Raw genomic sequence first — 21,029 nt, 5'->3', positions numbered from 1 at the left:
CGCAACACCTTAATCCTTATCTGTTATGTTTATGCTACCAAGTTTGGGCACTTCTTAACTGAGAAACGCCATAAGGAACTCTTTGGCGCTCTAGGTCATCTACACAATGACTAATACAGCATTGCCCGAGAACCTCATATGATACATTTCCGTACTCGTCGCTAGTATACAATGCATATAACGGTTCATCATCTCCAATGTCAGGGCAGCATGGTTCTGTGTTTTTTAGTTCAACTAATTGATTATGAGAGCGTGGAAAGTACTGTTTTATGAGAGGGTAGTAATATGGAGACGAAAGCAAAATATTTTCAATGTCATAGCAATTAAAAATTCTGTAAGAACATCGTTTTTGATTGCAAACTTTTTCAACTGAGGTTTTGAAGTTTTCAGTATATGCAGTCGAGAAGAAAAACATAAACCCATTGCAGCCATGCTCAACAAGTTTATTAGCGTTGGCTTCATCATGACTATTACCAACCGATCTTCTGCTACCAGCATAGTGTTTGCAGCTTACTAGATAGCGATAACCCATCGCGGTAAACCTGTTAGGTTCCTCACTAATAATATCTCTACCTCCATCAGGTCCCTTAGCAGGTCGAACTGCGATCTTTAATCCCATGATTTCCATTAAATGCATGCAGAAATTTTCGAAAGCATGATCGTCCCGAATTTCTGTAAAATCTATTACCATATCTAACTCCTTAAACATAACATTTTAATATTGTGCAAGCACGAATCCATCCGCTTAACATATCAAAAAGGTCACTCATAACCAACTGAATGCTATGCATTTAATATAAAAGTGGGTCTAAACAATAAGTGTGAAAACGTGCAAGCACATATTGCCGACTATGTAACGCTCGGCCTCATTCTTAACCACCCATAAATCTGCAGTATAATCAATAATTTAAAATAAGCCTCTCGTTAAATTCGTGCTCAATCAGAGTTAAAAACCACTCTTTTTTAAGTCATTAATTATTCAACAAGCAATAAACTGTCTGTATGTACAGATTTTGTGAGGGGAATATATGGCGAGTCAATTCATGCAGGCAATTTGCGAACATATGACGATGCGAGGCTATAGTCGCAAGACAATCAAAGCCTACTGTTACTGGATAAAATACTTCATTCATTTTCATAAGCTTAAACACCCTGAACAGATGCATGCCGCTGAAGTTGTCTCCTTTCTTTCTCATTTAGCTAATCAACAAAAAGTAGCCATCAATACTCAAAAGGTAGCTCTCAATGCTCTAGCCTATTTATACAATCAATTTATTAAGCAACTTCTAAAGTCAGGCTCCGATATCAGAACGGTTCAAGAGCTACTGGGGCACAGTGATGTTAAGACAACTCAGATTTACACTCACGTTATTGGGCAACACTTTAGTGGCACGACTAGCCCGCTAGACGGCTTATAACGAAACTCCCTCATCGATAGTTGAACCTTGGCTTGATGGCTTCTGTCTGACAAGGTTGTCTGATATGGTGGCGGCAGAACTTCAGCAACTGTTTTAGATAGTATTAAATATGAAAACACTAACCATACTTGATGGCGGCATGGGCCGAGAACTCAAAGAAATTGGCGCGCCATTTTCTCAACCGCTTTGGAGTGCTCAAGCGCTGATTGAAGCACCCGAATTTGTCAGCCAAGCACATCAAAACTTTGTCGATGCAGGTGCTGAAATCCTAATCACCAATAGCTACGCCTGTGTGCCTTTTCACTTGGGTGAAGAGCTGTTCGAGCAGCGAGGCTTTGAACTAGCCACACTGTCTGGTGAACTGGCTAAAGCAGTTGCAGACAATGCTACCCACACAGTGAAAGTAGCAGGCGCGATTCCACCGCCATTTGGCAGCTACCGACCAGACTTATTTAAGGTAGAAGAGGCAGCGCCAATCATTCAAACGCTTTACGATGCCCAGGATCCAAACATCGATCTTTGGATAGCGGAAACCATCTGCAGCCTGCAAGAGTTCGAATCCATTCATGCGGTACTTAAACAGTCCGATAAGCCTTGTTACTACGCATTCAGTTTGGAAGATACCAAGGGCGATTCTGCCAATATTCGTTCTGGCGAGAGCGTAACAGACGCCATCAAACTTGCCTGCCAATCAAACGCGACAGGCATTATGTTTAACTGTTCAGTGCCTGAAGTGATGGATCAAGCCATTATCGATGCCAAGAAAGTGATCGATGAGCTAGGCAGTGATTTAGAAGTTGGTGTCTATGCCAACAATTTTGCGCCTATCAGCAACGAACATGAAGCGAATGATATGTTTCAGGAGATGCGTGAGCTGGATGGCCAAGGTTACTTAACTTACGCAAAACGCTGGCATGCACTGGGCGCGAATATTATCGGTGGCTGTTGTGGCATCGGGCCAAAACACATTCAAGCCCTAGCCGATTGGAAATGCTCCCTACAGAGCTAATCCTGAGCTTCAACTAGAATAAAATAAATAGAGAACAGGTTGAGAAATCTGTTCTCTATTTGTATGTGGCGTCTCTGAGTACACTGATACAAAACAACGATTTGGAGCAACTGATGAGCGACACGCAACGAAAAATTAAATGGGGCATCGCGGGGCTAGGCAATATCGCCAATCGATTCGCAACCGCAGTCACAGAGCATTGTCTGCATGGTGAATTGTATGCCGTTGCTGCCAGAGATCACTCACGCGCAGCCACGTTCGCCAACAAGTTTGCTTGCGACAAGGCTTATGGTTCTTACGAAGAGATGGCGAATGACCCAAGTGTCGAAGCGGTTTACATCGCTACGGTTCACCCATACCACCAGCCAATTGCTGAACTGTTTCTGAAGAATAACAAGCACGTATTGGTCGAGAAGCCGGCTTTTACCAACCTTGGTGACTGGCTTGAGATGAAAGCCCTCGCCAAGCAAAATGGCGTGATGCTGTTAGAAGCAATGAAAACCGTGGTGTTTCCCGCATATCGTGAGCTCCAATCATTCTTGGTCGATAACAACATTCAGATAGATTCAATCGAAGCCAGCTTTGGTAACCATCATGACTATGAGCCCGATTTGTTTATCTTCAATCCGGATTTGTCAGGCGGAGCAACACTCGATGTTGGGGTCTATGGGCTTTGGTTCTTTTACGATCTGTGCCGAACGCTGGGTGTAAACCCTTCAAAACCTCAGGTAGAGATGTCGTGTCTTTATGAGGGGGCAAATGTTGATACCGATGCGTGCTTTACATTCTCTGGTGATATGAACGGTAAGATATCGGCATCAACAGTGCAAAACCTTCCCCGAACAGCACACTTGAGTGGACCTGAAACCAAAATCACCATTCACGAAAAATGGTGGAATCCGGCCTTTATTGAGATTGAACATCAAGGCAAAAAGTCGACCATTAACTACCGAGTGATAGGGAATGGATTCGAGTTTGAAATCGACCATTTTTCAGATTTGGTGCTTCAAGGCAAAACTGAATCGAATATCCTGAGCTCAGAGATAACCTCTCGAGTTCTCGATACGATGGAAAACGCACTGATTGATTCTGGCTATTCACATTTAACTCAACCTCGTCGTTAGGAAAAGCAAATTGGGCAACCTTAAGCGTAAGCTTGAACTGTATGAAAAGATATTTCAGGCTTTTGGGCCTGGAGTATCACACTGTCAGGTCAACCAACTGGCCACACTGCTGCACGTGAGTGAACGTCACGTTCAGACCTTACTCAAAGCGATGACAGCACAAGGCTGGATTGAGTGGCAAGCTAGCTCAGGCCGCAGCAAGAAGGCACAACTCACGTGTCTGGTTGAACCCATTGAGGCGTGTTACCAATACGCACAAACCCAAGCTGACGCAGGCAACATAGAACAGGTGTTTAGCACCTTGAGCTTCAACGGCCGCAATGCTGGCACTGAGTTGCAAGCCTTTCTAAGCAATACCAATCCGTCGACGCAGAATATCGCGTACATCCCGTTTCACCGAGAACTCGAAGCGCTTCACCCTCAACGCGTGCTTAGACGCACCGAACGTTTCTTAGTTATGCAAGTTTGCCAACGCCTAACCTCCGTTAAGCACGGCAAACTCAGCGGCGATCTGGCTTATCATTGGCAGGCTCATCAAGATGCAACACAGTGGCACTTTCAGATTCGTAATGGTGTTCACTTTCATAACGGTCGAACACTCGAACCTCAAGACATAGCGCGCAGCCTAAACTCGCTCTGCCAAAGCAAAATATGGCGTCGCTGTTATCAGCATATTGATGAGGTCTCTGTCTTGGCAGGCAATGTGGTTGTCGTGAAATTGAATCAACCTGATTGGCATTTACCGCGCCTACTTGCTAGGGCTGAAGCCTCCGTATTCGATCACTCATCACCGACTGATAGGCTGATTGGATCTGGCGCGTTCTCATTAGACATCTTCTCAAGCAAGATGTTGAGATTGAGCCGCAATAGCGCCTATTCACACAGCACGCCGATTCTGAATCGAGTCGAGTTGTGGGTCTATCCTGAATGGGCACAGAGCAAAGCCTGCGCTCAAAATCAGGTGTGCGTGAAACTGCCCGAGAAGACGACCAGCGTGCGTGGCGATGACCATTCTTCCCAACCGGATTTCGGCTCAACCTTCTTTAAGATTCAAAGCCCGATGTTGTCTTCAACCGTTCGTGAGTTCACCGTTGAAGACACCTCTGAATGCCAAGCCCTTTTCGAGCAGTTGTCCGTGTCTGGCGACCACAAAACCAGCGTGGAATATGGTCACTACCAAACTAACTACCTAACTACCAAAGACGTCGCGTTGTGTAGCATTATTGATGAGAACGACACCTTCACTTCGTGGTTAAGCTTTTTCACTCGCTTCCCGTTTGAGGACTTAACTTTGCCTGCTGAGATGCTAGAGAAAATCGAACAAGGCTTAGCCTCAATAACAAGCCAGCCAAACTTTGAGTTAGCGATGAATACACTGTTGGAACTCAAGCATTGGTTGAATGACTCTGGGGTTGTGGTTGAGCTCAAGCAAGAGGCGTTCAACTTAGAGGTTTCTGAAAAGATACACGGCGCGCAAGTGAATGGTTTCGGTTGGTGTGAACTCGACAAGCTGTGGATTAGCCATTTGTAAGCGTATTTCGTAGCTGAATGTATTTCACAACCTAGCCCAACCAAGCTGCAACCAATCATTATGTTCAGTCACAGCGTAGGTCGAATAGGCTAAGGGTTAGCTCACTAGCGATAATTCAGACTCTTTATAGATACGGTTAGCCACTTTGTATGCAGCCGGAGACATCAGTGTCTCTTTGCATCTGCGCTTAAATTGCTCGACTTCAATCGTTTGTTCTTCCAGTAAATAGCACAGCTCACTCAAGTAGTTAGCTTCAAACACAGCTTGACCAAGTGGCGTGCATTCGTATCGGCTCGACTCTTGGTAGCCAATCGCGGTCAACACTGATTCTGGCAGTTCCCAGAACTTAGCAATGGTGTAAGTCAGGCGAATGGAGTAGCTGTTCATCAGGCGCTTCAATGCTAACGAGTTAGGTGGAACAGAAGGATCAACATGCTTGAAGGCTTCTACCATCATCTGGAAAATGATCATCTTGCCTAAGTTGCGAATTAACCCAACAAAATACGCCGCTGCTTGCTCTTCTTGAGATGAAGAGTCTTTCATCAACTCCTTAGAAAACGACGCGGTTTGAACACTGTGATTCCAAATTTTCTCACCGAAGTGACGCCAGTAAATATTGTTCCCCGGCGTGAAGTTCTTCATGTAAGAATTAACCACCCCTTCAACGAGCCCTTGAGAACCCATATTTAAGAATGCTGTTTTTAGGTCGGTAACCTGTTTTTCATTGCGTTTGTAAAAGGCGCTATTTGCCAGTTTAATCACATCGGCAGCCATACTCGGCTCGCGCTCAATCACTCTTAACAGAGTATCGACATCAAACTCATCGCTCTGTAATTCGCCCATTAACGTGGTCACAGAGGCTGGCATCACTGGAAGTTCATTAAGCAAGGCTTTTGGAGAGCGAATCAAGCGTTCGATTTGACAAGCGACAAAATCACTAAATGGGTCTGACTCCGTTCGAAGGCGAGACTCTCCAAACAAATAATCAAGGAACTCACCGTCGTGAAGGCTAAGCGTCTTATCGACGATTAATGATGATGGCTGAGCGGACGACGGCGGAACAAAGATTGAAGACTGAACAGAATCAGTAGCAACGGTTTGTTGTTGCTCTTGTTGGGCAGGCTCTGCAGAGGGTTTGTTTTTTGAATAAACAAAAGGTGAGAATAGTGCCTGCAATACCCTTTTAAACATCAATACGGCTCCTAGATGATTATCAAACAGTTCGGGATATATAACGGCGGTGATTATCGCACAGGCAACTCATAAACCATACAGTGATAAATGAATCATTAACCTTTCAGCTGTATAGGATCTGTTACCCAACAATTTGCTCAGCTCCTCGGTATTCACCAGGAACAAAAAGAGCGAGCAAATAAAGCTTGCTCACTCTTCCATCAATCTAAACCGTGAAGCTGACTAAAACTAGCGTTCTGCCACTTCCAACACGATCTTACCAACATGCTTTTTCTTTAAGAACTCATCTTGCGCTTTATGGATATCGGCTAGCGGATAAGACTCTGCAACGATGGCGCCAATCTGCTGTTTCTCGATACGATTAACCAAGTTTTGGAATACTTGCGGTTCTAAAACCGTGCAACCAAAAAAGCTGAGGTCTTTGAGATACAAAGTTCGCACATCAAGCTCAACCATTGCACCACCAATCGCACCAGACACAGCATAACGGCCATGCGGTTTTAGGACTTCAAGAAACTCTGGCCACTTGTCACCAGCAACTAAATCGATCACCACATTCACGCTGCTTTCGCCTAGCGCGTTAACCAAATCTGCATCACGGGCAATCACTTCATCAGCGCCAAGTTCAAGTAACTGTTGGTTCTTGCTTGGGCTAGTGATGGCAATAACATACGCGCCGCGAGCTTTTGCTAGCTGAATAGCCGCAGAGCCCACACCGCCCGATGCACCTGAGATAAGCACGCGATCACCTTCAGCCACATTGGCACGAGTTAGCATGTTCTCTGCTGTTGAGTAAGAACATGGGAAAGACGCTAGCTCAACATCCGACATAGAACTGTTCACCGCGTAAGCATGCTTAGCTGCTACTTTGGTGTATTCAGCGAAACCACCATCGCATTCAGATCCGAAATACCATGGCTGTGGTAGATCTTGTCCATAAACCTCGGTCAAACAAGGCTCAATCAGAACACGCTCACCAATACGGTCAGCCGAAACTTCGTTACCAACGGCTACGATGAAGCCGCACACGTCAGCACCTTGGATACGAGGGAATTTCAACGCTTCGCCAGACCAACTGGCATCGTCTGAATCATCACTTTTAGAATACCAACCGATTCGTGTGTTGATGTCGGTGTTGTTCACGCCTGCCGCCATCACCTTGATCAGCACTTCATTAGGTTCAATTTGAGGAACAGCGATATCTTCACGGTAACCCAGCATTTCTGCCCCGCCGTGCCCTAACATCTCTACGCCTTTCATTGTTTTTGGCACTTCAAAATTCATACTGTTTCCTTGAGTAATTTTGTCACCATATTCTGTGCCGATGCCACAGCTTCTTCGCCCAATACTGGCCACGCACTTGATACGCCTTCATGAAGTAAAAACAGTGGTGTCGCGAGATCCTCTCGCAGGCTCTGCTTGCCTATTAGCAAACGAACTTGTTCTTTATGCTGTGTAACCGCTTGGCTGATAAGCTCATTATCGGGAAACGCGGCCATCGCATTCATCGACATGCACCCATGTGGCGCATACTCTTCTAACCATTGTTGGAGCTTGTTGAAGATATGAGTAACCGATGCGAGCCCCTTTTCAGGCGACGTTTCCAACAAGAAATCTAGGTAACGTTGATGTCGATACTCCAAGGCACCAACGATCATCGCTTCTTTTGAAGGGAAGTGTTTATACAAGGTTCTTAGGCTTACATCGCACGCCGTTTTCAGCTGTGCAACGCTCGGCTCAGCAAAACCTTGCTGGCTAAATGCCACCTCTAAGCTTGCTGCAATCTGTTCTCTCAACATAGTGCTCTCTCAATACCCGACAAAGGGTAGAATGATTGTTCTACCTACAGAGTAGAACGATCACTCTACCCCTGTCAATATCCAAATTTACAAACCAAGAAATGATAAATTCCGCGCCAAACAGGACACGGAATTTATCAATACAGATGAGAGACTTAGCGTTTCGTCACCAGAACAGATAACGCGCCACAAAGTACCAACACTACACCTAGATCTTGGAGCATTCCCGCTAAAGCGAGCCCTGAGCCGATCAAGGTGTAATACATCAAACCAAACAGTGCACCTGCACTTCCTGCTTGAGATTGGTAACGTACCAACGCTCGGCTCAATACATTAGGGATCGCAATACCAAATGCCATGACCACCAGCATCATCGGAAGTAAAAACCATATTGAGTGTTGTGAAAAATAGACACCCACCGCACCTAATGTTTGAAGCCCTGCCGCGATACCAATCAGAGACATTGAAGACACTTGTCTCTTCAACAATGTCTTGTTCACCAAGCTTCCCAACAGAGTCCCGAACCCAAGCACAATGCCGCTGTAGCCAAACTGCTCAACGCTAAATCCAAGTTGAATGAAGGCAAATGAACCCAATTGATAATAGGAAAATAGCGCAATATTGAACGACGCAACCAGCAACGCAGACATCCATATATCGCTATCTTTGATCATGTGAATACTGAGTGACTTTAACTGCAATGGCTGCTTAGATTGTTGCGTTTCAGGCAATGACCATAGGCTATGTGCCAACAGCACTAACACCATAATAAACAGGGCAATAAACACATATTGATGCCCGCTCGCTTGGCTTAATTGACCGCCAAGAAGCAGCCCGATGATTGGGCTAATCGACAGCCCCATCCCCATGTAACCAAACACCTTGGCCAGTTCAGCGCCGCTAAAGGCATCTCGCAACATGGTTTGTGTCACAACCGAGCCAACCGCAAGCCCGAAAGCGCCCATGGCTCGGGCTATCATCAACCAAACAAAGCTATTGGTTTGCATAGCAATGAGTGCTGAACAAGCGAATAACCCCATGCCCAATAACATGGTTGGTCGGCGCCCCCATTTGTCTGCCAATATGCCCCATACCACAACACCGAGCGCAAACGCTGAGAAGTAGATCGAGAGGGTTTGCGCCGCTTGTGCGTAACTGACATCAAAGGATTTCGATATTGAATCCAGAGTCGGGCTATAGATGGTTTCTGCGATTTGAGGGAACATCAGCAATAGCACCATTTGCCATAAAGAAGGTTTTGTTTTCATCATTTTTCCAAGACCAGTGAACTTGACGAGGAGTCTAGGGGAAACTAACCTTGGCTCGTTAACAACATTAAAACCAAAAACAACAAGATTAGGACAAATGGCATTAATCAGCGAAACGATTGAGTTTGATGCAGACAGCTTACCTGCGCCCGTAATAGGGATTGCGGCAGAGCTAGGTCAGCATGACTCAGGAATACATCACCACGTAAAAGGACAGCTGTTGTATGCTCCGCAGGGTTGCATCACCTTGACCTTAAAAAACGCCATTTGCATTTTGCCGCCGACTAAAGCCGTGTGGATCCCGCCTTATACCAAACATCGCGCGCAGATGACCAATGTGGTTGCTTATCGGTCGCTCTATTTTGATAGCAGTATTTACACCTGCCCAGAAGCGATTGAAATTGTGGAAGTGAATGAGCTTTTAAAAGCCCTGATCAATAAGATGGCTTTCTGGGATTGGGACGTTGCCCGCGAGCAAACCACCAATACCGCCAACCTATTCTGGGAAGAGTTTTACAGTGCTAACCAACACTCGTTTATCTTGCCACTACCGACAGATCGCCGCTTTAAAAGCTTTTGCAAACAAGTCCGAACCGCTTCCTTTCTTGCCCCAGCCCTCTCGACATTAGCGAACTCGGTTGGCGCAAGCACCAAAACGATTACTCGATTATTCAAAGCCGAAACAGGCATGACTTACCAAGAGTGGCGACAGCAATGGCGCTTGTTTAAAGCGATTGAACTGCTCTCAGAAAACCGACAAGTCGTTGATGTGGCTCATCTGCTAGAGTTCTCATCCAACAGTGCGTTTATCGCTTTTTTCAAACAGCAAACTGGACAAACCCCGTTGGCCTTTACCAAGTTAGGGGCGTGATTGTTGTTATCCAAACTCTGAAGTTTTACTGAGCTCAGATACAAAAAACCAGAACATGAGTTCTGGTTTTTAAAAGTATTTTAAAGCTAGATGCCGTCGTTACTTGGTATAGAAAGCGCGTTTCAATGCCATCTCTAAACCACGAACTTCAGCTAAGCCTTTCAATCGACCAATCGCCGAATAACCTGGGTTAGTGGTTTTCTTAAGGTCATCCAGCATTTGATGACCGTGATCAGGACGCATTGGAATTAAGCGGTGATCGCCCACTTCTGCACGACGATTTTCTTCATCCAAAATAGCCATCACAACGTTGTACATGTCCACATCACCATCGAGGTGCGCTGCTTCGTGGAATGTCATTGGGTTGCTCTCTTCACGCTTAGTTGAACGCAGGTGCGTAAAGTAAATTCGGTCACCGTGCTTTTTGATCATATTAACCAGATCATTGTCGCCACGAACACCGTATGAACCCGTACACATCGTCAAGCCATTCATTTTGCTCGGTACATGCTCGGTCAACCAATCAATGTCTTCGATCGTTGAAACGATGCGAGGCAAGCCTAGAATCGGACGCGGTGGATCGTCTGGGTGAACCGCCATCTTCAAGCCATTCGCATCACAGATAGGCATCAGCTCAGCGAGGAAGTAAGACATGTGCTCACGTAGCTTGTCTTTGTCGATTCCCGCATAGCGATCTAGCTGTGCTTGAAACGCTTCTAGTGTGTAACCTTCTTCAGCGCCTGGCAGGCCAGCGATGATGTTATTAGTCAGTTGCTGAATTTGCTCTGGCGTCATGTTGTTGAAGTAATCCAACGCTTGAGCTTGCTCTGATTCTGAATAGTCCGATTCTGCACCTGGACGTTTCAAGATATGCAGCTCAAATGCCGCAAACGCGATTTGGTCAAAACGCAGTGCGCGCGAGCCATCAGGCATTTCAAATTCTAAATCGGTACGCGTCCAGTCCAACACGGGCATGAAGTTATAACAAACCGTATCGATGCCACACTCAGCAAGGTTAGACAGAGTTTGCTTATAGTTATCAATCCACTGCTGGTAGTTGCCAGTTTGAGTTTTGATCTCTTCGTGCACAGGCACGCTTTCTACAACCGACCACGTTAAACCTTTCTCTTCGATAATGGCTTTACGCTTCAGGATTTCTTCTTTCGTCCAAACTTCACCATTTGGAATATGGTGCAGTGCATTCACAATACCAGTTGCACCCGCTTGACGAATATCGTCTAGCGAAACTTGATCATTAGGGCCGTACCAACGCCACGTTTGTTCCATGAGACTTACCTTTCTTTAAGACGCACTTAGCCGGCTCGAATTAATCAAGCTAAATGCAATAACGACTTCTTAATGGCAGCAATGACAATTACTGCCCGAGATAGCACCGGTCTACGCCGGTCTAAAGACGATTACCTATCTACAACCTAGTGAATGAATCAGCTTTCAAGAGGAGCCTTGTCGCTGAATTCAACATTAGCTTTCAGGACTAACTTTCCGTGCTAAGTAGCACCACTGGGTTTGAGCTAAATAAGTAACCATCAAAGTTTGGGTCATCAATGTCTGACAGCGCTAATAAACGCTGTTTAACATTCTCAAGGTGTTGCCACATTGCATTCTTAGCAGCGACAGGGTCTTTGCGCTGTAAGGCAGCGAGGATACGAGCGTGATCATCTAACCATTCTTCACGGTAATCTTGACCACTGATGTGAGAGTGGAGTTTATTCCACATTGGACTCTTTTCGCGTCGATCCCAGGATTGTTTCAACATATCTACCAATACAGAGTTTTGAGTGGCCTCTGCAATACACATGTGAAATCTTTCATCTCCGCTGCAATCGGTAGTGCCGCTTGCAAGCTCTTCGCGCTCGAGTTCGAGTGCAGAGCGCATCTTAATAATGTCGCCCGGAGTGACCTGAGTTGCCGCAAACTCCGCGATATTACTTTCCAGTAATTGGCGGGCCTGCAGCATCTCGAATGGACCAGCGTCATCGCTGACCACATTCTCGCGAGAATGAGTTGGAATATTCAAGACATAAACACCCGACCCTTTTTTCACCTCAACTAAGTTTTCAAGCTCCAGCATGATGATCGCTTCACGCACCACAGTGCGGCTTACATCTAGACGATCAGCAATATCGCGTTCTGGAGGTAACCTATCTCCGACCTTATACAGGCCTTCAATCAGTTCTTTTCTTAGTACTAACCCTATCTCCTGATAAGGTCTTTTCGGTTCGAAAGGCATCATGATGATATTGTCACTTCTTTCCATTGTATTTCTCTCGCCATCATAATGACCAAATATAATTGGTCAACCTCTATATCCTAAAATGCAGTAACACCTTGTTTTTGTATTACTCTTTTTTCTATATTTGCTTGTTATTCAACAGCCTGAATACGGTCAATCAATGCGCTCAATTCTGGATCCGCTTTATCTAGCGCGTCGTACATAGGTTGAACCGCTAGTGCGAACGCAGCCTTGTCTGGTTCCACAAAAGTCACGCCCATTTTCTCGGCTTTAGCACGCTCTTTTGCTTCCGATTCAGCCCACAATTTTTTCATCAATTCAGATGAATCACTTGCCGCTTTCATTAGCGCATCTTGTTGTTCTGTAGTCAGTTTATCGTATGCCTTGGTTGAGATAACCAACACATCCGGAACCATCGTGTGCTCATCTAAGCTGAAGTATTTAGACACTTCGCTGTGACGGCTCAAGCTGAAAGAAGGAATGTTATTTTCAGCCGCATCCACGACACCTTGCTGTAGTGCTGTGTACAACTCACCGTAAGCGAGTGGCGTTGGGTTACCGCCTAACGCTTTCACCATCGCAATTGCTGATGGGCTTGGTTGAACACGAACTTTCAAACCTTTCAGGTCTTCTGGTGTGTTAATTGGTTTATTGGTATAGAAGCTACGCGCACCAGCATCGTAGTAAGTCACACCAATAAAGCCGCTATCACGAGAAGAGTTAAGAATGTCACGGCCTACTTCACCATCAGTCACACTGTAGTAGTGCGCTTGATCGCGGAATAAGTAAGGCATGTTGAATGATGAATAAGCAGGAGAAAAAGCTTCTAATTCAGCAGCATTGCTTTTCACCATATCTAAAGCGCCATTCTGCATCAGCTCCATAGATTCACGCTGTGTACCCAATTGAGCATCAGGGTAAATACGAATGCGTACCTCACCATCCGTCAATTCACGTACTTCTTTCGCCATAAATGTCATCGCTTCATGTACTGCATGGTCACGAGGGTGGTTATGGCTCAGTTTCAATGTTGTCGCTGCATAAGCAGAAGCTGTTGCTCCAAAAGTGAAAGCAGCACCGACAACAGCACTAATCAAAGTTTTACGCGTCATCATCATTCTTATTCTCCGTGGATTGGTTATCCAATGTGTAGGGTATTTATTGTTCTGGGCTCATATTGGCGATCAAAAAACCAACCGTCAAAGCTGAAATTAAAATTGATTGACCAATATCACAATAAAAACCCACAAATTGGTCAACCAAAATCATTTGTGAAGTTGCTCACGCCAACCAAAGAATGAATGGCTTATGATTCGACCAGATTTTTGAACATCACTCCCCCTACATAGAAACAATTTCTTACATTGGTAAACCAATTGTTATGAGATACGCAATTTTGTTGAAAGGAAATAAACATGAATAAATTGGTCAGTTACATAAATAGAGGGTTGGCCGCCTTTACAGTGTCTCTATCGTCTTTCTTAGTACTGTGTGTGATATGGCAGGTTTTATCCCGCTATGTTATTGGCAAACCAAGTACTGTTACCGACGAGCTCGCGCGTTACCTCTTTATGTGGGTAGCCCTAATTGGTGCTGCTTACACAACGGGGCTGAAACGCCACCTTGCCATTGACCTACTAACAATGAAGCTGACTGGCAAGCGCAAAATCATCAACGAAATCGTTATCCAAATCGCCATTGCAACCTTCTCTTATATCGTTCTAGTACACGGTGGAAGTCAGCTTGCAGCTAAAACGCTTGCTATGGGGCAACTGACTCCCGCACTCGGTTTAGAGATGGGTTACATCTACTTCTGCTTACCAATTAGCGGAGCGTTGATGATTTTTTACTCAGCCGTATTTACCTACGAACGCGTTAAACAATTAATGTCAGGTGACGATTTGATCACCGACTCACAACTTGATTGATAGAAGGATTTCACAATGGAATGGCAAGTAATACTGACATTATTCGGTAGTTTCGCTGTACTGCTTACAATCGGTGTACCGGTCTCTTTTGCGATTGGTTTATCGTCACTAGCAACCATCTTAATGAGCTTACCGCTTGAGCCTGCAATTGCTGTAGTTGCTCAACGTATGGCGGCAGGCCTTGATAACTTTGCACTATTAGCAATTCCGTTCTTCATTTTGGCGGGCAACATCATGAACCAAGGCGGCATCGCGCTGCGTTTGATCAACTTCGCGAAAGTGTTGGGTGGTCGTCTACCAGGTTCACTCGCCCACGTAAACGTGATGGCAAACATGATGTTTGGGTCTATCTCAGGCTCAGCGGTTGCATCGGCTGCTGCAGTTGGTGGCACTATGTCTCCTCTGCAAAAGAAAGATGGATATGACGAAAACTACTCGGCTGCGGTAAATATTACGTCATGTCCTGCGGGCTTGCTTATCCCACCCAGCAACACGCTGATCGTGTTCTCATTAGTTTCTGGTGGTACCTCTATTGCAGCATTGTTCTTAGCAGGCTACATCCCAGGCCTATTGATGGGGCTGAGCATCATGATGGTGGCAGGTATTATCGCGAAACGTCGTGGCTACCCAGTCGCAGCTCGTCCTTCCACATCAATGGTATGGAATACCTTCCTAAAAGCAGCACCTTCTTTAGCACTGATCGGCATCATCATGGGCGGCATCATTGGCGGTATCTTTACTGCGACTGAGGCTTCCGCAATTGCTGTGGTATACACGTTTGTTTTAGCTGTGCTTGTCTACCGCGAAGTGAAATGGGGTGATATTCCAAAGATCATCCTTGAGTCTGCAGTAACAACATCTATCGTTCTATTACTGGTTGGCGCATCAATGGGCATGTCTTGGGCAATGGCGAACGCCGATGTACCTTACATGATTGCCGATGCTCTACTCGCGGTTTCCGAAGACCCACTAATGATCCTACTGATTATCAACGTGATTCTGTTGATTGTTGGCATCTTTATGGATATGACCCCTGCGGTTCTTATCTTCACACCAATCTTCTTACCAATCGCGCTAGACCTAGGCATCGACCCTGTGCACTTCGGCATCATGATGACCTTCAACCTTGCTATCGGTATCTGTACACCGCCAGTAGGTAGTGCTCTGTTCATCGGTTGTTCGGTTGCCAACATTGCCATCGACAAAGTCATCAAGCCTTTATTGCCATTCTATGCCGCACTTATTGCAGCCCTAATGGCCGTTACTTTTATCCCTGAGCTGAGCTTGTTCCTACCTGAATTGGTACTGGGCTACGGTTCGTAATTTGGTCACAGATAGATTCTAAGACTGCTAAACACTCAAACGCTTTATCAAATAATAAAATCCCGCTGGTTCGCTGGCGGGAAAAGGAACTGAATAATGAAGACTGTTGCTAACTCTACGCTGCCAAACACTGTACTACGACCTGACTACGACCGTTCAGCACTCCAAAGCCGTATCGTGCACCTTGGCTTCGGTGCATTTCACCGAGCGCATCAAGCGTTGTTCACCAATGAAATGCTCAGCAAGACCAGCACTGATTGGGGTATTTGCGAAATTAACCTATTCGGAGGCGAAGACTTAATTGAATCACTTCGCACGCAAGATCACCTTTACACGGTTGCTGAAAAAGGCGCTGAATCCACAGACGTTAAAGTGATCGGCTCAGTGGCCGAATCTCTTCACCCAAGCCTAGACGGCATCGAAACCGTATTAGAAAAAATGGCCGAACCTCAAGTGGCTATCGTTTCTATGACCATCACAGAGAAAGGCTACTGCGCAGACCCAGCGACAGGAAAACTCGACAAAAATAACCCATTAGTCATCGCTGACCTAGCTAACCCAAGCGAACCTAAATCAGCATTAGGTTACATTGTGCAAGCGCTCAAAATTCGACGTGAACGTGGCTTAACACCATTCACGGTCATGTCTTGCGATAACGTGCAAGAGAACGGTCATGTAGCAAAAGCAGCGATCATTGAGTTTGCTCAACTGCTTGACCCAGAATTACGTGATTGGATTGAAACCAATGTCACCTTCCCATGCACCATGGTTGACCGTATCGTACCCGCAGCAACAGAAGAAACACTGACAGAAATTGCAGAACTGCTTGGTTGTGAAGACCCATGTGGCATCGCCTGTGAACCCTTCCGCCAATGGGTGATTGAAGATAACTTTGTGGCAGGTCGTCCAGATTGGAATGTCGCTGGCGCAGAGTTCGTAGAAGATGTGGTGCCTTACGAAGAGATGAAACTGCGTATGCTCAATGGCAGTCACTCTTTCCTTGCTTACCTTGGATACCTTGGTGGCTACGACCATATTTCCGACACTATGACGGATGCTGGCTACCGAAAAGCCGCTTTTGACATGATGATGAAATCACAGGCACCTTCGTTAACGATGCCTGAAGGGACTGATTTAGAAGGTTACGCAACCTTGCTGATCAACCGCTTCACTAACCCAAGCTTGAAGCACAAGACGTGGCAGATTGCGATGGATGGCAGCCAGAAGATCCCTCAACGTATGGGTGGCAGCTTACGATTCCATTTAGATCAAGGCTCAGATTTCTCGTGGCTTGCAACCGCCATCGCTGGCTGGATGCGCTATGTATCTGGCGTTGATGAGCAAGGCAATGAGATTGATGTCCGCGATCCAATGGCAGACACACTTCGCCAGATCTGCGACCAGCATGGACTCAATGTTTCTGTGGTTCCAGCATTACTTGCGGTTGAAGCGATTTTCCCTGCCGAGCTAGGCCAAGACCCGCAGGTCATTGATGCGGTAAGTTCAGCGTACCAATCATTAATTGAACACGGTGCCGTTGCGACCGTGGCTGCGTTATAAGGAGTACAAACAATGAAGAATTTCTTATGTGAAGACTTTTTACTGTCGAATGAGACTGCACGTCGTTTGTACCATGAACACGCAAGCCACCAGCCGATTTATGACTATCACTGCCATCTAAACCCGGCAGAAGTGGCTCAAGATCGTCAGTTCGAAAACATGTCTAAGATTTGGCTTGAAGGTGACCACTACAAGTGGCGTGGTATGCGTTCAGCAGGGATTGATGAGCGTCTGATTACTGGAGGCGCAAGCGATTATGATAAGTTCATGGCCTGGGCTAGAACCGTCCCTCAAACCTTGGGCAACCCACTTTACCATTGGACTCATTTAGAACTACGCCGCCCATTTGGTATTACTGGCACTCTCTTTGGTCCAGAAACCGCAGACCAAATTTGGCACGAAGGCAACGAGCTATTAGCGACACCAGAATTTAGTGCTCGCGGCATCATGAGGCAGATGAATGTGGTGATGGCTGGTACGACAGACGATCCAATTGATTCTCTTGAACACCATAAGGCGATCGCTCAAGACAATTCATTTGATGTACAAGTGTTACCAAGCTGGCGCCCAGATAAAGCCTTCAAAATCGAACTCGACACCTTTGTCGATTACCTGCGCCAACTTGGTCAAGTAGCCGATATCGAGATCCGTCGATTTGATGATCTGTTGAGTGCGCTAGACAAGCGTTTAGTCCACTTTAATGCCCATGGCTGTCGTGCGGCTGACCACGGTATTGAAGTGGTTCGCTACGCACCTATTCCATCAGAATCGGATTTGGATGCCCTGTTAACTCGACGCCTCAATGGCGAAACGCTCACCGATCTAGAATGTGCGCAGTTTTCAACAGCGGTTCAGGTGTGGTTAGGCAAGCGCTACGCCGCAATGGGTTGGGTAATGCAGCTTCACATTGGTGCTCAGCGCAATAACAACACGCGCATGTTCCAACTGTTAGGCGCAGATGCAGGGTTTGATTCGATCAGCGATAAGACGTTTGCCTTCGAATTGGCTCACCTGTTAGACGAAATGGATCAAAGCAACGAGTTACCTCGCACCATTCTTTACTGCTTAAACCCTCGCGATAACGAGATGATGGCAACCATGATTGGTAACTTCCAAGGTGGCGGCATCGCGGGCAAAGTTCAGTTTGGTTCTGGTTGGTGGTTCAACGATCAGAAAGACGGCATGCAACGCCAAATGGAACAGTTATCTCAACTTGGTCTGCTTAGCCAGTTTGTCGGCATGCTGACTGACTCTCGCAGCTTCTTGTCGTACACACGCCACGAATACTTCCGCCGAATTCTGTGTGACATGCTTGGTCGTTGGGTTGAAAACGGCGAGGTGCCAAACGACATGTCACTGCTTGGCCCTATGGTCGAAGACATCTGCTTTGAAAACGCAAAACGCTACTTCGAAGAGAGGGCGTAACCCATGAAACATATCGCCATTATTGGTGAGTGCATGATCGAGCTGAACGGCAAACCGTTCGGCTCAATGCATCAAACGTTTGGCGGGGACACACTCAATGCTGCGGTCTATCTAAGCCGCGGCTGCGAGGCCAACCTCAATCAAGATGACATAAAAGTGTCCTACGTCACGGCTTTGGGCGCAGACCCGATTAGCAAGGGAATGTTAGAACGCTGGCAACAAGAGGGGGTGTCGACGGACCTTGTTCTACAAGACAGCCAACGTACTCCGGGTCTATACCTAATTCAGCTTGATGACGCAGGTGAACGTACCTTTCTGTACTGGAGAAACCAGTCGGCTGCACGCTACCTGCTACAGCACCCAGATTTCAATCAGATAAAGCAGGCACTGCGCAATGTCGATATGGTCTTTCTCAGCGGCATCACATTAGCGATTCTGCCTGAACAAGATCGTATCGAGCTATTGAACATCTTGGTTGCGTTGAAGGCACAAGGTGTTGAGATTGCCTTCGACAGTAACTTCCGCCCTGCACTTTGGCCACAAGACGAAAACCAAACCGTCAAAAACAGCTACCAGGCCATGTATACATTGACGGATTTAGCGTTGGTCACATTCGATGATGAACAATTAATTTGGGGCGATAGCTCTCCAGAACAAACTATCGAACGTCTAACGACGCTGGGTGTTAAGCGATGCATCGTCAAACTGGGTGCAGATGGCTGTCTCATTCAAGATGCCACCATACAAAGTAACATACACCCAGATTCTGGTGCCGCTTCGGCTCCACTAGCGGTGCCAACCCTGCCTGTTGATCATGTCGTTGATACGACCTCGGCAGGAGACTCATTCAATGGCGGATTTTTATCGGCTTACCTTGCGGGCGAAGACTTAACAAAGTCATGCCAGCGCGGCAATACCATGGCAGGCGTCGTTATCCAACATCGTGGTGCCATTATTGCAAAAGAACTCACTCAAGCGGCCATCACAGCCATTTAAGGAATACCAATGTCTAACATCAAACAACAACTGAAAACACTGAAAGTTATCCCTGTGATCGCTATCGACAACGCTGAAGACATCATCCCTCTGGGTAAAGTGTTAGCTGAAAATGGTTTACCTGCAGCAGAAATTACATTCCGTTCGGAAGCTGCAGTTGAAGCTATTCGTCTACTTCGTGAATCACAACCAGATATGTTGATCGGCGCAGGCACTGTGCTCAATCGTGAGCAAGCTATTGCGGCTAAAGAAGCAGGCGCAACGTTCGTCGTCTCTCCTGGATTTAATCCAAACACGGTAAGAGCCTGCCAAGAGATTGGTATTGATATCATTCCTGGGGTCAACAACCCGAGTACAGTAGAAGCCGCTCTAGAAATGGGCTTAACCACATTGAAGTTCTTCCCTGCTGAAGCATCAGGTGGCATCAACATGGTTAAGTCACTTCTTGCGCCTTACACGGATATTGAAATCATGCCGACCGGTGGTATCAACCCAAACAACATTAAAGACTACCTAGCGATACCTCGCGTGCTCGCATGTGGCGGTACTTGGATGGTGGATAAGAAGCTGATTGAAGAAGGCAATTGGGAAGAGCTGGCTCATTTAACTCGTGAAGCCGTTCAGTTAGTCAATTAAACCTAATGCAATAGCATTTTGACGTTATATCTAGCCCTCCTTTTGGAGGGTTATTTTATGGTTGAGCATTATTCTTTCAAAGTTAATATTTAATCGTGCTCGATAGCATCTTAAAAATAAAGGCTAAATATGGAAAACTGGATAACACAAGGAGTTGGCGGCCTGGCTTTTTGTATCGGTGTAATGGCCTTTTGGCAAAAAGATGATATGCGTTTTCGCTACCAGATGATGATCTTTTGTTTTGTAATGAGTATCCATTTCATATTAATGGGCGCCATAGTGGCGGCTATAGGCGTAATTATTAATGCTATTCGCAGCTATGTATCGATAAAAACTCAATCGCGCAAAGTGATGTGGTTCTTTATTGGCTTGATGTGGTGCATGACTTTACCCAACATGAATCATTTCTTTGAATTTATTACGGTTGTTGGTTCATCCGTTGCGACATGGGCACTCTTTTCAAGACAAGGCATCGCATTGAGGTCCTTGATCTTATTCAATTCTTTCTGTTGGGCTAGCCATAACATTTGGATTGGTTCGATTGGCGGGTCCTTTGTCGAAATCACCTTTATTGTCACCAACATGGTCACTATCTATCGTTTACATCAACGCAGATTGTTAACTATAAAATAGGCAATATATTTTTTATTCTAAATTTAAAATATGGAAGTAATACATCACTAATTAAATGGG

General features: G+C 45.9%; 20 protein-coding genes. 12 read left to right on the top strand and 8 right to left on the bottom strand.

All coding sequences use genetic code 11. From position 1 onward, the window contains the following. Positions 1-34: 34 nt before the first annotated feature. The gene (locus tag AB4351_RS14330; RefSeq protein ID WP_372126367.1) at positions 35-691 is read right to left on the bottom strand and encodes a restriction endonuclease; all 657 of its coding nucleotides are present in this window, start codon (positions 689-691) and stop codon (positions 35-37) included. Between the two features lie 337 nt (positions 692-1,028). Here AB4351_RS14330 and AB4351_RS14325 point away from each other — a divergent pair, with 337 nt between their 5' ends. From AB4351_RS14325 to AB4351_RS14310, 4 genes are all read left to right on the top strand, one after another. Then, the gene (locus AB4351_RS14325; RefSeq protein WP_017060182.1) at positions 1,029-1,418 is read left to right on the top strand and encodes a phage integrase N-terminal SAM-like domain-containing protein; all 390 of its coding nucleotides are present in this window, start codon (positions 1,029-1,031) and stop codon (positions 1,416-1,418) included. Positions 1,419-1,527: 109 nt separating this feature from the next. Further along, positions 1,528-2,427, top strand: coding sequence for a homocysteine S-methyltransferase family protein (locus tag AB4351_RS14320; protein WP_372126366.1), 900 nt, complete (start codon positions 1,528-1,530; stop codon positions 2,425-2,427). Between the two features lie 113 nt (positions 2,428-2,540). Beyond that, a complete protein-coding gene (locus AB4351_RS14315) occupies positions 2,541-3,551 on the top strand; it encodes a Gfo/Idh/MocA family protein (protein ID WP_372126364.1) in 1,011 nt (336 codons plus the stop codon). A 10-nt stretch (positions 3,552-3,561) separates the two neighbouring features. After that, a complete protein-coding gene (locus AB4351_RS14310; RefSeq protein ID WP_372126362.1) occupies positions 3,562-5,082 on the top strand; it encodes an SgrR family transcriptional regulator in 1,521 nt (506 codons plus the stop codon). Between the two features lie 96 nt (positions 5,083-5,178). Here AB4351_RS14310 and AB4351_RS14305 read toward each other — a convergent pair whose 3' ends face one another. The 4 genes from AB4351_RS14305 to AB4351_RS14290 form a co-directional block, all read right to left on the bottom strand. After that, complete coding sequence (locus AB4351_RS14305) at positions 5,179-6,273, bottom strand: HDOD domain-containing protein (RefSeq protein ID WP_102394448.1); 1,095 nt, start codon at positions 6,271-6,273, stop codon at positions 5,179-5,181. Between the two features lie 231 nt (positions 6,274-6,504). Continuing rightward, positions 6,505-7,560, bottom strand: coding sequence for an alcohol dehydrogenase family protein (locus AB4351_RS14300; RefSeq protein ID WP_136978652.1), 1,056 nt, complete (start codon positions 7,558-7,560; stop codon positions 6,505-6,507). Next, on the bottom strand, positions 7,557-8,075 hold the full coding sequence (locus tag AB4351_RS14295) for a TetR/AcrR family transcriptional regulator (RefSeq protein ID WP_017061096.1): 519 nt from the start codon (positions 8,073-8,075) through the stop codon (positions 7,557-7,559). The genes AB4351_RS14300 and AB4351_RS14295 overlap by 4 nt, the downstream gene beginning before the upstream one ends. Before the next feature lie 155 nt (positions 8,076-8,230). Next, positions 8,231-9,343, bottom strand: coding sequence for a multidrug effflux MFS transporter (locus tag AB4351_RS14290; protein ID WP_372126360.1), 1,113 nt, complete (start codon positions 9,341-9,343; stop codon positions 8,231-8,233). 97 nt (positions 9,344-9,440) lie between these two features. Here AB4351_RS14290 and AB4351_RS14285 point away from each other — a divergent pair, with 97 nt between their 5' ends. Then, entirely contained in the window at positions 9,441-10,214 is a 774-nt protein-coding gene (locus AB4351_RS14285) for a helix-turn-helix domain-containing protein (RefSeq protein WP_102394444.1), read from the top strand. A gap of 99 nt (positions 10,215-10,313) precedes the next feature. On the opposite strand, the gene uxuA is transcribed toward AB4351_RS14285, so the two are convergent. From uxuA to AB4351_RS14270, 3 genes are all read right to left on the bottom strand, one after another. Next, the gene (uxuA, locus tag AB4351_RS14280) at positions 10,314-11,501 is read right to left on the bottom strand and encodes a mannonate dehydratase (protein WP_017068145.1); all 1,188 of its coding nucleotides are present in this window, start codon (positions 11,499-11,501) and stop codon (positions 10,314-10,316) included. A gap of 208 nt (positions 11,502-11,709) precedes the next feature. Continuing rightward, positions 11,710-12,492, bottom strand: a complete 783-nt coding sequence (locus AB4351_RS14275) for an FCD domain-containing protein (RefSeq protein ID WP_061020948.1) — start codon at positions 12,490-12,492, stop codon at positions 11,710-11,712. Between the two features lie 107 nt (positions 12,493-12,599). Then, positions 12,600-13,583: a TRAP transporter substrate-binding protein gene (locus AB4351_RS14270; RefSeq protein ID WP_048610341.1), complete on the bottom strand. Its 984-nt coding sequence runs from the start codon at positions 13,581-13,583 to the stop codon at positions 12,600-12,602. Between the two features lie 300 nt (positions 13,584-13,883). Between AB4351_RS14270 and AB4351_RS14265 the strand changes: the two genes are divergently transcribed. The 7 genes from AB4351_RS14265 to AB4351_RS14235 all read left to right on the top strand — a co-directional run bounded on the left by AB4351_RS14265 (position 13,884) and on the right by AB4351_RS14235 (position 20,969). After that, positions 13,884-14,396 (top strand): TRAP transporter small permease, encoded by a 513-nt coding sequence (locus AB4351_RS14265; RefSeq protein WP_170967983.1) that lies wholly within the window; start codon positions 13,884-13,886, stop codon positions 14,394-14,396. Between the two features lie 15 nt (positions 14,397-14,411). Further along, complete coding sequence (locus AB4351_RS14260; RefSeq protein WP_017068141.1) at positions 14,412-15,719, top strand: TRAP transporter large permease; 1,308 nt, start codon at positions 14,412-14,414, stop codon at positions 15,717-15,719. Between the two features lie 96 nt (positions 15,720-15,815). After that, on the top strand, positions 15,816-17,279 hold the full coding sequence (locus AB4351_RS14255; RefSeq protein ID WP_017068140.1) for a fructuronate reductase: 1,464 nt from the start codon (positions 15,816-15,818) through the stop codon (positions 17,277-17,279). A gap of 12 nt (positions 17,280-17,291) precedes the next feature. Then, positions 17,292-18,704, top strand: coding sequence for a glucuronate isomerase (uxaC, locus tag AB4351_RS14250; RefSeq protein ID WP_372126357.1), 1,413 nt, complete (start codon positions 17,292-17,294; stop codon positions 18,702-18,704). Between the two features lie 3 nt (positions 18,705-18,707). Further along, positions 18,708-19,700, top strand: coding sequence for a sugar kinase (locus AB4351_RS14245; RefSeq protein ID WP_102321244.1), 993 nt, complete (start codon positions 18,708-18,710; stop codon positions 19,698-19,700). Positions 19,701-19,709: 9 nt separating this feature from the next. After that, complete coding sequence (locus AB4351_RS14240) at positions 19,710-20,336, top strand: bifunctional 4-hydroxy-2-oxoglutarate aldolase/2-dehydro-3-deoxy-phosphogluconate aldolase (protein ID WP_017070468.1); 627 nt, start codon at positions 19,710-19,712, stop codon at positions 20,334-20,336. Between the two features lie 129 nt (positions 20,337-20,465). After that, positions 20,466-20,969 carry a YgjV family protein gene (locus tag AB4351_RS14235; RefSeq protein WP_017057788.1) on the top strand — a complete coding sequence of 168 codons (504 nt, stop codon included), beginning with the start codon at positions 20,466-20,468 and terminating at the stop codon, positions 20,967-20,969. The last annotated feature ends 60 nt before the right edge of the window (positions 20,970-21,029 follow it).

Origin of the sequence: Vibrio sp. 10N.261.51.F11, from assembly GCF_041471665.1 — a bacterium.
Classification (GTDB): Bacteria; Pseudomonadota; Gammaproteobacteria; order Enterobacterales; family Vibrionaceae; genus Vibrio; species Vibrio crassostreae_C.
Note: the sequence above shows the minus strand (reverse complement) of the source record. Positions and strands in the feature narration are given on the sequence as shown.